This window comes from Candidatus Tisiphia endosymbiont of Nemotelus nigrinus, from assembly GCF_964026475.1.
Taxonomy (GTDB): domain Bacteria; phylum Pseudomonadota; class Alphaproteobacteria; order Rickettsiales; family Rickettsiaceae; genus Tisiphia.
On sequence record NZ_OZ032151.1, the window covers coordinates 831,977 to 849,165 of the forward strand.

Genomic DNA, 17,189 nt, shown 5'->3' on the forward strand with positions numbered 1-17,189 from the left:
AATTGCAACAATGGGCTAAAATTATTTGTGATAATTATCACGGTAGTGTTAAGGATAAAGCTGTTGAGAATTCTGATGTTAAGGATCAAGTAAGTATGGTTGATAGAATTATCCAACTTGATTTAAATTATCAGACGATTCAAAAGCATGCTGGCTATTCATTTGATAAATATTTCTTTGAAAAAATCAATCAAGGAGCAACCTTAATTGCAAGTAGCCATTGGAGAAAGATGATGGAGATTTGTTATGGTTTGAGGACTCAGAATATCACCGTACCAAATATACTAAATAGCCAAGATATAGTTGATACAAGCAATAATAATACCGATTGGCTAAATATTTTACTACTAATTTAGCTGATTTGAATGAATTTATTAATGAAACTAAGTTGTCATTAATAGAAAAAACTGAACTATTACAGAAGACTAATTTTGAACATCAAGAGATAAAAAAAGAGCTAGAGGAAATAACTAATTATCGGGAGCAATTATTCCCAGAATTCTTAAGTCGTATATATAAAACTCCTATATCAGAAATACTACAAAAATGGCAAAATTTGTTAGTAGAATGCCGGCATGAGCAATTAGCAGATGCCATTTCTAAAGTAAAGCAAAATCCTAAATTATTGGGTAATCTTAGAGGTATTGGCTTTGGTAACATTTTGGGTATTAGCCGGCGTCGGAAAGATGCTATTAGCAATTTTGAGGTTGTAGCTAAAAGGTTCAGAAATTATGAACAAGGTGCAATTAAAGCACAAGAACTACAAGATAAACTAACGGCAGGAAATTATCAGAAGCTACTTGAGAGCTTATCAGCAGAAATAACGTTGTTAACTGATAGTTTGCCTAATAAATATGAACAGAGCTTTTTAGATCAGCTTGATATTTTACAAAAGGATGGCAAATTAAATATAGAAAATTTGTCAGCAATAGTAAAAACAGACGAGCTGCGAGGTCTTATTTATGAATATTATAGATATATTAATAATATAAAACTGGATAAATCAATTAAACCAGTTGACATACAAGGTGAACATCAACAAGAAATAAATAGCATCCTATCAATTAAAATTGATAAAACACAGACAAAAGAAAGTAAAGTTGAAATAGAAACTAACAAAGATAAAACTAATGAATATAATAGAGTTAATACAACTAGAAATAACAGATTAGACTTTAGTGAAGTTAGGCAAAGTTTAACCGAATATAATTATCGTAGTATTTTTGAGAGTTATGCTAGAAGGATTAATGGTGAAAATGTAAGGTTTAAAAAGAGTGGCTCTGAGATTAGCCTTGGTAGTTTAACGATGAATTTAAGAACAGGATTATGGATACGTCATAGCACTGGAGAAGGAGGTAATATATTTTCTTTTGTTCAGAAAGCTCTGTACTGTAGTAAATTAGAAGCGTTAGAGCGAGTAGCATCGATGGCTGGTATTAGTACTAAAGAAAATAACAATAATGCTATTAGTGGTAGAGAAAATAAGTGTTATAATAATTATCACAATGATAATTACAGAAGCTACAATAACAAGCAACTACAAGATGGAGAGGGACATGAAGAGGTAAAATCAATTAATGAGTGGTATGCACAACCTTGTGTTCCTGACTATGCAACTAAATTCGATCCAAAACTTCATTTGGCTGGTTTGCTAAAAAGTAACATTGTTGATGGCATCTATTATTACAGAAATAATCAAAAGCAACTGATAGGTTTAACAGTGAGATTGAGCAGCCGTCAAGATGGCAAGAAGCAAGTACTACCAGTTAGCTATTGCCGTAATGAGGCATTAAATCAAGAAGCATGGCGGTTAAAGGGTTTTAATGATAATGGTTATAAACCAATCTATCATATAGATAAAATAAAAGATGAAAGGAGGACTATCTTGATAGTAGAAGGTGAAAAAACCTGTGATAAAGCACAAGAATTACTGCCAGATTATATTGTACTATCGTGGCTAGGTGGTAGTAATGGAGCAGGTAAAGCGAATTGGCAGCAACTTGCCGGTAGGGAGGTAGTGGTTTGGGCTGATAATGATCAAGCAGGTATCACAGCAGCTAGAACAATAGGGCAAATGATTAATGAGGCTAATGGTCGTATTGGTTAACCGTTATTGATCCAAGTAGATTAGAATTTAATGGTACTATCAATGAAAATATCTTACCAGAAAAATGGGATTTAGCTGATAAATTGCCAGCAGGTTTAAATATAGATAATCTCAAGGAAGCTATTAGAAATGGTCAACAACAAAATATTTCATTGCATAATAGTCAATCTATTGCGGCAAAGCTACGGCAATTACTATACTCAAATGATTTGGAGAATTGGAACGTAAAACAAGGAGTGAGCGAGCGGAGCGTACAGTTAGTACGTGAGTACGCGAATGCTCCGAAGTTTTACGGGACCAATTCTTCAAAGCAGAAGAGTATACCACAATCCCAAGAACTAGCAATAGGAGAAAGAATATTGTGGCAAGCTAGAAGTAGTGGTACTCTACTTACAATAGAACAAATAATACAAGAGGCTACAACAGAATTTAGCTGGCAAGAAAAGCTTACCTTACCAGAAGCTAAGTACTATATGAAATATGCTGAAACTACAGGAAAAGATGGTAGTAAACATGAATTTTTAGGATTACAAGATGGTATATACCGTGATACATTAGTTGCTATAGCCCAAAATAGCAAAATTAAGGACAAAAAATCTTTAGAACTACCAGAATTAATATATGAATTACAAAGCGAGTATGAACAAAAACACAGGACTAGTCAAGTTGGTGCTTACCATAGTTTCGGTGATGATGAGCATTATCAATCTCACATCAAAGGTTTAGAGTCGTACGGTAGTGATAGAATAGAGCTATACCACGTTATGGTTAGAGATGTAAGTTTGTTACATCAAGAACAATTAACTGGAATAAGAGGTAAAATAATTAAAGCCCACCAAAAATCCATTGAGCAGAAAATATATGAGCAAATAAAAACTTACCAAGTAAAGCAAGCTAGAGGTCAGACAAGCAATAAATTAGACTATGATGATAAAGTAAAAATAGCTGGCAAAATCTATGATAATCTTTGCAGTAGTAAATTGTGGCAAAGTTTAGCAGTACAAGACCTAACCTATGTGCATAAATTACAACAAGAAATACAGCCAGAAGTACAAGGGATAAAAAAGCAGGAGATTGATGACTTGCCACAATCTATGGCTACAAAATTTGCTAAAACAAAAAATAATAGTTATGAGGAAAAAATAGAAAAGATAGTAGAAAAGTACAAAGGGCAGAATCATAATCCTGAATTGATAAATAAATGGACTGAAGAATTAGCAGAACTAAAAACATATAGTGTAGGTAGTCTAAGTAATATTATCAAAATAGGAGAAAAGAAAGGCTTAGAGCAAGCATTAAAAGAAATAGTGAGTATTAATGCTGATAAGAATAAAGAATTAAATGTGTTATTTGAAGTATATAAGGATAGGATAGACGAAATACAGAAATTTAATAATAAGTTAACTATAGAAAATATAAAGCATACAATAAAACCGTTAAAATATAACGATATGGTAAAGGCAATGGAGAAAATGCGGGTTGATAGTTTTAGAGATTGGATAATACCGCAATTTAATAAAATAGCAAAGGAACGGCAAGAAACACAAGAAGTTAAGAGATTACTGAATAGCCTTGAGCAAGAGAAGGAATTAAGCCTAAAGATAGCTAAGGAATATCAGAGTTTAACTTATAATGTATCAGAGGAAATGAATGGAGAAAGCATAAATGATAAAAGTAGAGTGTACGATAGTCAGCCTGATCTATTAGAAAATATTAAAAGAGATAGTTTATATATAGCAAAATACAATATATGGGAAGAAGAATTATTAATTAAAGAATTAAAGAGAAATACGTTAGAGCTAAAGAATAGAGTAGCACCGTTAATGTTTAAATTTAGTCAGCTTCATTGTAAAAAGCAAGCTGTTCAAGATATAAAGGTAATAGAGGAACAAGGGATATTAATTAAAGACAAAAAACAATTTAAAAATGTTCAAGATTATTTAAATGACTTAATGAATAATAAGGAAATGAAACCTTATATAAGGGGAACTGATCTTGATGGGATGAACAGAAACCAAGAGGAGCATAAGGATTATATTAAATCAGTATTTACTAAATATCATAGTAAAATAGAGACAATAGTTAAACTACAGCCGAAATATGATATAGAACAACTAAAAGATAAGATGAAATTAGAAAATGAGAAGGGAGTAATTAATTTACTAAGATCAGAATGGCTAAAATCATTCAAAGATTATGTAACACCCAAAAGAGCTGTAATGAACCAAGAGAGAGAAGAAGCAAAATCGGTGAGTGAAGTTTTACAACTATTAAAAAAAGAAAAAGATTTTTGTCTTGATATGTATAAGCAATATAAAGAGGTAGTAGATTATTATAGTAAAAAGGAGCAAGATCATTATTTTCTGACAATAGTTAATTCATATAAGGAACAACCTGAACTACTAGGTAATTTAGCAAGAGATATAAATAATATTAGTATATTTAAGATAGGAGGAGTTTATACAGGAGATAACATAGAAACAGATAACAAGCTAGTAGAAAGGATAAAAGATGCAACACAGGTAGGTATGTTAGCTAAGCAATTATATAAGACATGTCAAACACATGTATTAAAACAGATAAATTCTGAGATAAAAGAGCTAAATAGCCATGGAACGGTAAAGATTAACGATAATACTTACGATGAGATAGATTATTTTGAATATAGGATGAATGATAAGCTACTTGTGCCATATTTAAAAAATACCACGATAGATAAAAGACTAACAGAGCTATATAGGCAACAGCAACGTTTAGAACAACAGAAGCAATTATAGTTGGAAATGTATGAGAGTTTGTAACAAAGGGCATTTGTTAGAATAATTACTATGTTTCTGAAAACAGAAAGATTAAAATTTAAGCAAGATAATAATAAGTATTAGATGATAATTTAATAAGGGATTAAACTCTTGGCTAGTTAGTAGGGATATAGTAATGGAAGCAACGAGAACAACATTATGGGAAAGGAGCAGAAAGACCTACCCTAAACAAATTATTACAAAGATTATTCATAAAAGCTTTATTTTATTATCAAGTGAGCCTTTTATTATTATATATTGACTAAGATAGAACTTATATGCAAAATATAAATTTAATAGTTCGGTTGGTAATGCTATCTCCTTTGAGAACCGCTTTGGTAAAATTACTAAAGGCTGTTTAAAACTAGAATAAAGTAGAACATAGGAAAGACAGTTATTAACAATACAAAAATAAAGCTTATTTTATGGACGTACAAAACATAAATATTTGTGATGAAAATATTAGGTTTGAATTTACTATTTCCATACCTCCACTGGACATGTTGGGCTTTAAAGGATATGTGGAGAAATTTGAATGCCAAGCATTATATTCAATCTATGATGATGGTAACGATAAGCCATATGAAAAAGTAATTGGTAAATTAAATGGTTATCGGTTCTCTCTTCACTCTTGTTATTGGGATTATGACGAAAATAATGAAGATGCTCTCCTTCCTTTAGATATACTTGATATGATGGATGATAATGTAGCGAAGTTACTATGTTTATTTGATAATAATTGCGATGTTAAAGCTAAATATCAAAGAAAATTGGAAAGTATACTTGAGACGGATGATTTACCCGGACTTCCTAATATTGTTTTAATTAACCGTGTTGAGGTGTTAGCTGAATATAGAGGTAGGAAATTTGGTGAGACATTGATATCTAACAGCCTCTATACAACAGGAAAGAAAAATGATTTAGTAATAGTTGATTATATGCCATTGCAATTAGCATGTAAAGAAACAGGGGAGCCAAAAAATGAATGGGACGAAGAAATGAGATTTGATGAGCTTGAACAAGATGAAGAAACAGCAAGAAATAAATTAAAGAAGTATTATAAGAAACTTGGTTTTAAATTATTAAATAAAGAAGGATTACTATTTTTAATTATATGAGTTAAACGCTTTAGGAGTGAGCAGAATAATAACTCAAATGTAGAAGTCAAGATTTAATCTGACAGACTAAGGTGGTCCCCTTTGTCTAGACAAAAATTTAGGGGATAGCGCGACCCTTCAACCAATTGAACAGCACTAACATTACGGGTAGTAGATTTTTTGACTCTAACAAACATATCTTGATTTATTTCACATTAATCATTGAGATTAGTATATCTTTTTTAACAATACGTGTCAATAACAAAATACCATAGAGGCACAACAAATGCTTTCACAATTATCAAACCCACTTCTATCCGCTATTCAAATATATCTTTGCTATTTTATTTCCGAAGTCAGGAAAATTAGGTGATAATCAACAAATGGTACTAAAGTTTCACAGAATTTGTGATAAAGCAACAAAACTTACGCTATGAGAAGAAAAATGGTAAATTATGTTGAGTATAATTTACAAATGCCAAGAGGACAAAATTGCAAGCAATACCAATTAATAGGACGACAAATTACTGTCAATTTCTAATAGTGAGTCAAAATAATTATAGTTTGACTTACTATGCTGAACATGCCAAGCACCAAACAAAATGCGGTGCATTATGTAATAGCATAAACAAACTGTTGATAGTAAACTATGGTAAAAATAAAACCTTCTTTAGAACCAGTTTGTTAGAAGCCCACACTTGATACACGGCGACCTGATGAACAATTAGTGAATTTTTATTAAGGCATTAATAAAACGCTTTAAGTTATTTGATGACCAACCCATAGTAAGCATCATTTTTGGTTTGGTCTCTCTTTTGGTCTTTATTCTATTTAAAATATTCAATACAAACCTTCGGATAATAGCCATATTTGCAGGAGCATTGCCTTGACGTATGATGCTTGCATCTTCATTAAATACCACATCGAGTACCCAATGCATAGATTCAATTCCCCAATGAGATCTTATGCTTTTTAACATCGCTTCAGCGGAATTATTAGAACTACTAATATAATAATTTACTGATTCTGATACTTTATTTTTTTCAACTACTTTTCTTTTTACTTGAATAACACTATTCAAACCAGCCCATTGCTCATAACCAAATATATTTTTAACATCACGTATTACATAGCATTTTCTTTCTTCAACTCTACCATGCCCTTTATCATAAGTTTCTGCCACATCTGTTTCTAGAAACTTAGCTACATCTACCTGAAAGGACTTTTCAACCTCATTATACAATCCAGGATGATTCATCTTTAACCCTAAAATATAGTCAGCTTCTTTTTCTACAATCTGTTTGGCTATATTTTTTTGACACCCCATGGCATCAATAGTAACTATTGCATTTTTAATATCCAAACATTCTATTGCTTCTGGAATAGCTGTGATTTCATTGTCTTTGCTATCAATTGCTTGACCAAATAAAGTGACCCTTGATTCAGCTGCATAGCACCAAACAAAATGCTATGCATTATGTAAAAACCTAAACAAACTTTGGTGGTGAGTTATCAAGCTCAGGGTATAGTATTTACGACTATCCTGTGCTAAAGTTACAGTTAGCCGAGTTGGTTAAATAGCTATAATCGGAAGTTTCAATGGTGCAGCGGAAGCAGCCCGTGGCATAGCATGGTTTTGGAGTTGTTGGTAATATCATTGATGGCATTATGTGTCTATGATACATAAGAGACCTCGTTTAGGAGATTAATTTTTTCATTCAATACTCCAACTTAAAATTAGCTCGGTCTAATTCTTAACGTAGGAGATGATATGGTAAATAAAAAGAATGATAAACAGAAGTTATCTGTAATTAATCCTGATGCAGCGGGTATTGATATTGGTTCTAGAGAACATTATATTTGCGTACCAGCTGATAGGGATGAAAAGAATGTACGAAAATTTGCTGCTTTTACCAGTGATTTAAGGGAAATGGCAGATTGGCTAAAAAAATGTGGAGTTAAGACAATAGCTATGGAGTCAACGGGGGTATATTGGGTTCCAGTATTTCAAATCCTAGAGACTAGTGGTTTTGAGGTGATATTAGTGAATGCTAGGCATGTAAAAAATGTACCTGGACGTAAAACAGATGTTCAGGATTGCCAGTGGTTACAACAACTTCATAGCTATGGATTATTAAGTGGTTCATTTCGGCCAGAAGATCAAATATGTGAATTAAGAGCTCTGACGCGACAAAGAGATAGGTTAACAAAAAATGCTGCAACTCATGTAAACCGTATGCAAAAAGCATTGAATGAAATGAACATCCAGTTACATCATGTGATTAGTGATATAACAGGTGTTACAGGAATGAGTATAATAAAAGCAATTATTGCTGGTGAAAGAGATGCAAATAAATTAGCGACATTTAGAGACCATCGTATAAAAAGTGATGAAAAAACCATTATCAAAGCACTAGAAGGAGATTATCGTAAAGAGCATCTGATAGTGTTAAAGCAAGAATTAAATATTTATGAATTTTACCTAAAACAAATCACTGAATGTGACGAAACAATAGAAAGCTGTTACAAAGAGTTTGATAAACGTGGTGATGGTGATTTACCAAATAAGCAACGCAAAAGCAAAAACTCGCCAAAGTTTGATTTACAACAATCATTATATATTGCAGCAGGAGTAGATTGTACAGCAATCCCAGGGCTAAGTGAGTTAAGTGTACAAGCGATAATATCGGAAGTGGGGTTAGAGATGGACAAATGGAGTACAGAGAAACATTTTACCTCTTGGCTTGGTTTAAGTCCTAGTAACAAAATTACTGGTGGTAAAGTGTTTGATACGAGAACAAAGAAGGTAAAAAATAAAGCAAGTATTGTATTTAGGATGGCTGCTCTTAACCTAAGCAGAGGTAAATCAGCACTAGCAGGATTTTACAGAAGAATAAAAAATAGAGCCGGTACACCAAAAGCTATCACAGCAACAGCAAGAAAGTTGGCGTGTATGTTTTATCGATTATTAAAATATGGTCAAGACTACGTCGAACAGGGAATTGAGGTTTATGAAAAACAATACCAAGAAACAATGGTGAAAAACCTACAAAAACAGGCAACACGACTAGGGTTTAGTGTGGTTAAAATAGAATCTTTGGGAAGGGTAGTTTGTTAGAAGCCTACACTTGATACGCTTCGCGGTCAAGTTTATAATGGAATAAACTGACGCAATACCTTAAAATTAGAACCGGATCTGTACAAGAGTTATGGTCGATAAGTTCAATGGTGTTTTCTGTACCCGATTAGGAGCGTGACTTTGGAGGATGGTGTTTTGTACATTGATGGATCAGACATTGATCCCTCGTTTGGAAGAGTATAATTTTTAAATCCCTCTGACTTGTAACAGGTTCATGTTAAGATTAATGTGCAACTATACTATAAGGAGGATTTATTATGAACAACGATAATAATACCAATACATTACAAATTATCAATCCTGATGCTGCTGGAATTGATATAGGATCAAAATCACATTATGTTTGTGTTCCACAAGATCGGGACAAAGAATATGTAAGAAGATTCGGGAGTTTTACTGATGACTTGCATAAGATTGCTGATTGGCTAAAAAAATGTGGTATTAAAACTATTGCCATGGAATCAACTAGCGTATATTGGATACCAGTATACCAAATACTCGAACAAAGAGGTTTTAAAGTATATCTGGTCAATGCTAAACATGTTAAGAATGTCCCTGGACGCAAAAGTGATGTACAAGACGCCCAATGGCTACAAAAATTACATAGTTGCGGTTTATTACAGTCATCATTCAGACCTGAAGATAGTGTTTGTGTACTAAGAAGTTATATACGTCAAAGAGAGCGTCTGATCAAAAACTCTACAACGCATGTATTTCGTATACAAAAAGCTTTAACAGAGATGAATGTGCAACTACGTAATGTAATTACCGACATCACAGGTACAACAGGTATGGCAATCATCAGAGCGATTATAGGTGGTGAGCGCGATCCAGTAAAATTGGCAAAATTTAGAGATTACCGAATCAAAAGTAGTGAAGAAACTATAATTAAGTCACTTCAAGGTGATTATCGCAAGGAACATCTCTTTGTGTTGAAGCAGGAGTTTGAATTATACATGGGTTATCTAAAAAAAATTGAAGAGATTGATATTGAAATAGAAGGGCATTATAAAGATTTCGAACCCAAAGGGAATGAAGTAATAAAAGATGACTCAAAAAGAACCGGTAGCAACAGGCCTAAATTTAATCTTAAGCAGGAACTCTATAACATGACAGGTCTTGACTTTAGTACAATACCAGGACTTAATGTACTAACTATCCAAACAATTATATCTGAAGTCGGTACAGATATGTCGCAATGGAAGTCAGAAAACCACTTTGCTTCATGGTTGGGTTTAAGCCCTGCTAATAAAATAACTGGTGAAAAAGTCTTTAGTACTAGGACTCGAAAAGTAATCAATAGAGCTTCCACTGCTTTCAGAATTGCAGCTGCCGCAGCAGGTAAAACCAAAACCGCTATTGGATCATTTATGCGTAGAATAAAAATCAGTAAAGGAGTTCCAAAAGCTATCACAGCAACTGCCAGGAAAATAGCTTGCTTATTTTATAGGTTGTTGAAATTTGGACAAGTATATGTTGAGCAAGGTATAAGTAATTATGAACAAAAATACAAGAATAAATTAGTACAGTCTCTTGAAAAACGTGCAAAAGAATTAGGATTTACTTTAACAGCAAAAAATACTGAAAATCAATATGTTATGTAGCAGTTTGTTGGAAGTTCTGACGTTGTTTACTGCCCGCTGAAGTGACTTGCCTTGCTCTCCCATTATATCATAATTATGGCTTTCCCCACTATGTTCACGCTGTGCTAAGTTAGAAACAAAATCAGCTGTTTTGCTCAAGGTGTTACTCTTTGCATCTGATAGCGCTCTTTGATCTGACTTCAATAAACTTTCAGACGTGTGTATACCTTGAGTCACATGATTCTGGGCTGTTTGTTCCAGATTAAATTTGGTGATACCAACCGAAGTGTTAATACCTTGACCACCACTGTAAATTACGCTACCATCAGGATTATTACGAGCTATACTGCCGTCGGCTTGTTGCCAGCTATTGCCACCTTCGACATATTGCATATTATGGTCGGTCTTGTATCCTGACTTCATATATTGCTGATTATTCCCTTCTGACACATTATCAATGCTTCTATTACCACTTGCTACCTCTGATCCTATACTACCCGATGTTGCCTGCAGCCCACCAATAATTGATCCAGCTAAGTGACCAAGACTGCTAACACCTGATTGCATAATAGTAAATGCCAAAAATGGTATAACCATTTGCAAACCAGCTGCTACTGTTACTATTGTATCAATATGATTTATGATTGTGCTGCTACTACTGAAACTCAACATTAAACTTGAGCCAGTTTTTAAATTGCTATATGTACCCATGATCATATTAATAATGGCATTTAATGCTGGCCATAATTGTAATGATGCCACCAGTGTTAGGTAAGAAGCATATTTTGCTATGCCACCACTAAAGATTAACATTGGCACTAAAAACATAAATGATGCATAAACTATACATTTTATTACTACTAGTAACATTGGTAGATATAAGCTTGCCATGTCGCTTGATAACAGCCAGCTACTTTCCTGGTTAGTGCGTACTCTTGCCACCGCATAGTTACCAGATGTATAGTCAGATATACTATTGATCATCATTTGCTGACGTAATATGTCACCTGCTTTTTGACCACCGCCATAGATGGTTCTAATATTTTTCTCTAAAACATTTGATATAATACTTGATGAGCCAGTTGATTGAGTATAATCTGATCCACCTTTTGCTAAAGCAAATTCTGTATTGGCATTTTTTGACATTACTCTTTTTATTTCTTCATCAAAATAATTTTCAAAGAAATTTACTGCTTCTCTGCAAGTAACATTACGCATTTTATCTCCTATCCGTATATAAAGACGAGTTAAAGTTCCGGCTTTGCTACTTACTAATTTCCAAATATCTGGAGTATCTATTAATTGTTTAGGAGTAAATTGGTAGTCGATCATTGCTGGAAGTACAATACATTGCTTGATAAAAGATCGCATATTTTCTACAAATTCTGGATCTTTAATACGAACTTGACGTAATTCCTTTTTTAGTCTTGCACCAAATAACATACCATAATTATAATAAGAGAATGTAGGTGACCCAGAACTTACAATAGACTCTATCGGTGCATATACTTGCTCAAAACCAATAGTAATTAAATGACCAAATTCTTCTAATATACCAACAGGTAGGGCAAAAGCTATGGGAATATTATCAACCTTACCTATTCTTTTATTTACATGATCTTTAACAATCATTTCTGTTTTAGGCAATAATAATGCGTTAATTAGTACAATCATACCGAGTACTTTAAACATATATGCCCGCCACACCATATTACTATTACTGTACGACATTTTTACTGCATAATAGCATCCGGTAATTATGCATAGACTATTTACTAAATCTGTATAAAATTCACTATTACGTAACATTGCTAGACCATTTAACACATAGTACAAAGCATCGTAATAACCGTAAGTGTGAATTGTTAAATCAAGTTCCATATTTCTTACCTATTTTTCTTCTATAGCTAACCAGTTAGAGTTCTAATAACTTCTCCGTCATTGCGAGACCACATAGTGGTCGTGGCAATCCATTTTGGTTATTTTTATGGATTGCTTCGTCGATCTCATGACCTCCTCGTTAATAGACGGAGTACTGCTAATTGGAGCATAGCCATATCCCTTTTCTATCCATGTCCATTTCACATTTATCCATCCATGTCATTAGTTGACATAAACTCCTGAAACTTCATCTCAAAGTATTTTTCCTCTTGCAACATTCTCATCTTGGTTTGTTCGATAATATTATACCGCCTAAAGGCATTCTCTCTGCTACTTACCAAAAAACTAATAGTATTATTTACTTCCTGCTCAAAATTGGTAAATACCCCTATATCTGCCAGCTGCGAGTAGGCTAACTCTGATACTGCTTCAGAAGTTTGTTGTAATAATTTGGTAAGATAATTAGTTACCACGTCATAGCATAAGGTTTCAACAAACTCAGCCATACGGACTGTCAGGTAGCTACTATCAGCATTAGTGGCAAGTTCTCTCTGTATCTTATTAGTTAGTGGTATGGATGATAAGGCTATTAAGTTTTCCTCTTCTTCAGTAAAATCACCATTATTAGTTTTTATTTTTTTAACCATCGAAACTAACATATCATCAATACTGCCATATAATGTATCGCTAGCTGATAATCTGGTTTTTGCTTTTTGTGGAAATAAGCATAAATTTGTTTCATCACACCGATACTGTTCAACATCTACACTACCGCTTCTTATTCCAATAAATTCCTCTATTAATTCTTTATTAACTAGTGACTTTTTGTGAATTATAGAGCGACGTCCTTCACCATCTTTTTTGCCAATAATAGTCCCTGATATACTCATTAATAATTCTTTAAAACTAGTGGCATCTCCACCACTACTTGCTTTCTTGGTAAGAGCTTTCCATACTAAATTGAAATTATCACCTAGTAAACTTTCAAGCTCTTTATTGCTTTTGGTTGGGTCTCCATTATCTTTTCTAGCTTTATCTCTAATATCTGCCATATCACTTCCACCCCTAGTCATTGCCAAGTCACTTTGACGGGTAAGCTCTGCTCCTTTATTCATTCTGCTGGCTATACCATTACTTATCTGAGTAGCTATATCGCAGGAATTAATATTGAATTGGTTGATATTTCGTTGCATTTGTTCTAAGTAGGTCATAATATTCTCACATTGAGGGCAAATTGTTTTAATAGCCATGATTGCTGCATAGCCACCAACATTTTGTACCATTTCTTTAAGAAATTGCTCCATAGCAGCACTTTTTAGAAAAGATAATGCCCCACCTCTCAAATCAATTTGTGCTCCGCATGGAAGACCACCAAATTTACAGCTAGGAGCTTGAAAGTTAACAAGCTGCAAATCTTCTATAGGTGGAGACTTAATCAACACTGATCCACCAATTATATGACCCGCTAATTGATCATGTACTATCGCACTTTTACTAACATTGCTCATAGTACCATTTGGCATAACGCTTTTAATCAGTTTCTCTATACCGGCATAGCTATTACTGCTTACCAGTAAGCATATTGCTAATAAGCAATGAATAGATAGTTTTTTTATTAGATTTCTAATTATCATTTTTTACCTTAGTTTTTCTTATAGTTTTTCTGTCATTGCGAGGAGCTACTTTAGTAGCGACGAAGCAATCCATAAAAGTAACCAGAAATGGATTGCTTCGGAGGCTTACGCCTCCTCGCAATGACGTTTAGGAACTTATAATAATATCAACAACCTATTCGGATTAGCTATATTCCCTCTGTTCCTTCCATCTTGTTCAGATACTCAGCTGCAAATATTGCAGCTTCCTCAAGCTCTGACATCGATGCTGCTCCTCTAATTAGTTCAAAATTTATCTTACTATCATTAGTTACCACTACTATTGTTGGAGTGCGTTGCAAGTTTAACTTCTCAGCCAACCCTTTATTTTGATGGGTTTTAAAGAATTTACTTCGGCTATCATCTAGGCTTACCGCTTCTACCTTAAATCCATATTTTTTAGCAAAATCATTAAGTACTGGTTCTAATGCTGTGCAATAAGGACAAGTTGAGGAGAAGAATACAAAGAGTTCTATCTTGCAGCTAAGTTCTTTAAGCTTTTTCGTTGTTTCCTGCTCATTAATCTCTTCTTTTATTCTCCTGCCATATAGGTTAATTGGATTGTCAATTAAATTGATAATCTCAGGATAAAGAAAATTCACCATCCTAAAAGTATGAGCAAGTTTTAAGCTATCGTCTAACATCTGTGCTTCCTTTTCCTTATATCTCCTTGCATGTTCGATATTTTCTGGATATCTGATCATCATAAATTTTAACTCCTCTAGTTCTTGGCTAAATTGCTCTACTTCTTGTCTTGCTTTAGCATATTTTTGCTTTTGTATTTCCTTTAAGGTTAACTCCTTTTGTTTGTTAGTCACTTTCTCAGCTTTTTCTTTTTCCTCAAACCACATCCAACCACGGTAACGCTGATTAAAGAAGTTACTTGCGTAGCAGTAGTTAGTGATGCCGTAATTAGTGACAACTATGCAGATTAATAATATTTTTAAAATATATTTATAGTTAACCCGATTAACATTTAGCCATAGTAAACTGGCATCATTGCGAGGAGGCGTAAGCCGACGAAGCAATCCATTACTAATTACTTTTATGGATTGCTTCGTTGCTACTAAAGTAGCTTCTCGCAATGACGTTTGTGAATTTGGCTTAATGTTAGTCGAGTTAGCTATACCCATCACTAATTACCTTTTTGCAACTGTAGCTCTTGTCCCATTGGTTTTTCCTTGATTGTTGTCTTTTCTATTCTTTTTCGTTCTTCAAATATAGCTAACCCAAATAGGTTCTTGATATTGTTATAAGTTCCTAAACATCATTGCGAGGAGCTACTTTAGTAGCGACGAAGCAATCCAAAAGTAATTAGAAATGGATTGCTTCTTTGACCTATGGTCTTCCTCGCAATGACGTTTAGGTAAAAGCCTTTCCGTCATTGCGAGGAGGCGTAGCCGACGAAGCAATCCATAAAAGCAATAACAATTGCTTCGTTGCTACTAAATTAGCTCTTCGCAATGACTAGGAGGTTATCTGGAACTTAGCTATAGCATTCTATTTCCCTCAACCAACACATCTTTTATCTCTCTTTTTCAGTTTCCCATTAATCATCAGTTACCTTGGTACTCCAACCAGATTTATTATTTTCTTTATTATAAGGATTATTATCTCCTTTTCTGATGTTAGAGGTTTATACTGGACTGAAAAATCAAGACAAAAAAATAATAATTTTGTTTCCCATTTTTTCATTTTTCAAGCTGCAATTTGTTCATAATTTTGTATAGAATTTAGATAGACATTCATAGGTTTTTTGTAACCAATACTTGAATGAAATCTTCTATAATTATAGTGATTTATATAATCATCAATACCTCTCCTAAGTTCTTTAACATCTTTAAAATCGTTAATAAATATACAATTATATTTTAAAGTTCGAAAAAATCTCTCCATGATTATATTATCAATACTTCTTCCTTTACCATTCATCGAAACTTTAATGTTATGCTCTTGTAAAATTTGAATGTGTTCATTACTGGTATATTGACTGCCCTGTTCACTATTAAATATCTGCGGTGCAGAGTATTTGTTAAGTGCATCCTGCAATACTTCAGTTACCAAATTTACGTCCATACTATTTGATAATTTATAACTCAACACAGCTCTGCTATGCCAATCGATAATTCCTGCCATGTACATAAATCCCGAATTAGTTCGAACATAAGTTATATCTCCACTCCAAACCTCGTTACTGTTAGGTACATTTACAGTTTTACTTGTGCCTAAATTAGACCAGTATTTATCAAGCAAATAACTATAAATTTTATGCTGTTTATCTTTTTCAGACGTTAATTTTTTCCTCTTTGGATAAATAGCCTCTATGCCAATCATGTTCATATATTTTAGAACCCGATCCTTACCAATAACCAAGCCATCTTCTAATAATTGTCTATGGATATAACGATAACCAAATTCAGGATTATCAGTATATATTTCATCTATTTTATTTAAAATATTTAAGTTATACGCACTAAATGGTTTTACTTTATAGTACATTGAAGAACGATTAATCTTTAATAATTTATATTGCCTTGTCTTTGGTAACATTGCTAGCTTGGAATCGACAAGTTCTTTTCTATTTGATAAGTCCAAGCTTTGTAGCTTTCCCACAGCCCAATCTCTCTCTACTATTGTTTTTCCAAGAGTTTTAGCTAAGTCATCATTTTGTTCTTTCAGCATATTAATTTGTTCCTGATATTTACTTACTAGTTTTGTTGGTTCAAAAGCCAATGCTGCATTTGATATAAATTGTTTCTTCCAATTACTAATTGTCTTTGAGCTTATCTCATATTTTGATGCTATCACTGATAATGGACTATCTTCTTTCAGTACTTCTAATACTACCCTAGTTTTTTCTTCAGCACTAAAAACTTTTACTTTTTCTTTTGTCATTTTTTATCCTAATTTTTTCTTATTATTTTATCTTAAT

12 protein-coding genes are annotated in these 17,189 nt (G+C 33.2%); 7 read left to right on the forward strand and 5 right to left on the reverse strand.

Translation table 11 applies throughout. The features are described 5' to 3' along the window. The first annotated feature begins 2 nt into the window (after positions 1–2). From AAGD39_RS03905 to AAGD39_RS03925, 5 genes are all read left to right on the forward strand, one after another. On the forward strand, positions 3–356 hold the full coding sequence (locus tag AAGD39_RS03905) for a hypothetical protein (RefSeq protein WP_341756112.1): 354 nt from the start codon (positions 3–5) through the stop codon (positions 354–356). Further along, complete coding sequence (locus AAGD39_RS03910) at positions 329–2,107, forward strand: toprim domain-containing protein (protein WP_341756113.1); 1,779 nt, start codon at positions 329–331, stop codon at positions 2,105–2,107. Before AAGD39_RS03905 ends, AAGD39_RS03910 begins: the two co-directional genes overlap by 28 nt. 83 nt (positions 2,108–2,190) lie before the next feature. Beyond that, on the forward strand, positions 2,191–4,884 hold the full coding sequence (locus AAGD39_RS03915; RefSeq protein ID WP_341756114.1) for a hypothetical protein: 2,694 nt from the start codon (positions 2,191–2,193) through the stop codon (positions 4,882–4,884). 446 nt (positions 4,885–5,330) lie between these two features. Beyond that, complete coding sequence (locus AAGD39_RS03920) at positions 5,331–6,023, forward strand: hypothetical protein (RefSeq protein ID WP_341756115.1); 693 nt, start codon at positions 5,331–5,333, stop codon at positions 6,021–6,023. 471 nt (positions 6,024–6,494) lie between these two features. Next, positions 6,495–6,704, forward strand: a complete 210-nt coding sequence (locus tag AAGD39_RS03925; RefSeq protein ID WP_341756116.1) for a hypothetical protein — start codon at positions 6,495–6,497, stop codon at positions 6,702–6,704. Positions 6,705–6,726: 22 nt separating this feature from the next. Here AAGD39_RS03925 and AAGD39_RS03930 read toward each other — a convergent pair whose 3' ends face one another. After that, positions 6,727–7,416, reverse strand: a complete 690-nt coding sequence (locus tag AAGD39_RS03930) for an ISAs1 family transposase (protein WP_341757225.1) — start codon at positions 7,414–7,416, stop codon at positions 6,727–6,729. A gap of 357 nt (positions 7,417–7,773) precedes the next feature. Here AAGD39_RS03930 and AAGD39_RS03935 point away from each other — a divergent pair, with 357 nt between their 5' ends. Both AAGD39_RS03935 and AAGD39_RS03940 read left to right on the forward strand, forming a co-directional pair. After that, positions 7,774–9,120, forward strand: a complete 1,347-nt coding sequence (locus tag AAGD39_RS03935; RefSeq protein ID WP_341756117.1) for an IS110 family transposase — start codon at positions 7,774–7,776, stop codon at positions 9,118–9,120. Positions 9,121–9,398: 278 nt separating this feature from the next. Beyond that, positions 9,399–10,745 (forward strand): IS110 family transposase, encoded by a 1,347-nt coding sequence (locus AAGD39_RS03940; protein WP_341756118.1) that lies wholly within the window; start codon positions 9,399–9,401, stop codon positions 10,743–10,745. On the opposite strand, the gene AAGD39_RS03945 is transcribed toward AAGD39_RS03940, so the two are convergent. The 4 genes from AAGD39_RS03945 to AAGD39_RS03960 form a co-directional block, all read right to left on the reverse strand. Beyond that, a complete protein-coding gene (locus AAGD39_RS03945; RefSeq protein WP_341756119.1) occupies positions 10,707–12,605 on the reverse strand; it encodes a conjugal transfer protein TraG N-terminal domain-containing protein in 1,899 nt (632 codons plus the stop codon). The genes AAGD39_RS03940 and AAGD39_RS03945 overlap by 39 nt on opposite strands. 206 nt (positions 12,606–12,811) lie before the next feature. Beyond that, the gene (locus AAGD39_RS03950) at positions 12,812–14,239 is read right to left on the reverse strand and encodes a conjugal transfer protein TraH (protein ID WP_341756120.1); all 1,428 of its coding nucleotides are present in this window, start codon (positions 14,237–14,239) and stop codon (positions 12,812–12,814) included. A gap of 167 nt (positions 14,240–14,406) precedes the next feature. After that, positions 14,407–15,390: a conjugal transfer protein TraF gene (traF, locus tag AAGD39_RS03955; protein ID WP_341756121.1), complete on the reverse strand. Its 984-nt coding sequence runs from the start codon at positions 15,388–15,390 to the stop codon at positions 14,407–14,409. 565 nt (positions 15,391–15,955) lie between these two features. Then, complete coding sequence (locus tag AAGD39_RS03960) at positions 15,956–17,152, reverse strand: IS3 family transposase (protein WP_341756122.1); 1,197 nt, start codon at positions 17,150–17,152, stop codon at positions 15,956–15,958. Positions 17,153–17,189: the final 37 nt, after the last annotated feature.

Excerpts from the sequence above, each read along its gene's own strand:
- AAGD39_RS03920 (WP_341756115.1), top strand. The coding sequence starts at position 5,331 with ATGGACGTACAAAACATAAATATTTGTGATGAAAATATTAGGTTTGAA.
- AAGD39_RS03935 (WP_341756117.1), top strand. The coding sequence starts at position 7,774 with ATGGTAAATAAAAAGAATGATAAACAGAAGTTATCTGTAATTAATCCT.
- AAGD39_RS03940 (WP_341756118.1), top strand. The coding sequence starts at position 9,399 with ATGAACAACGATAATAATACCAATACATTACAAATTATCAATCCTGAT.
- AAGD39_RS03945 (WP_341756119.1), bottom strand. The coding sequence starts at position 12,605 with ATGGAACTTGATTTAACAATTCACACTTACGGTTATTACGATGCTTTG.
- AAGD39_RS03950 (WP_341756120.1), bottom strand. The coding sequence starts at position 14,239 with ATGATAATTAGAAATCTAATAAAAAAACTATCTATTCATTGCTTATTA.
- traF (WP_341756121.1), bottom strand. The coding sequence starts at position 15,390 with ATGGGTATAGCTAACTCGACTAACATTAAGCCAAATTCACAAACGTCA.
- AAGD39_RS03960 (WP_341756122.1), bottom strand. The coding sequence starts at position 17,152 with ATGACAAAAGAAAAAGTAAAAGTTTTTAGTGCTGAAGAAAAAACTAGG.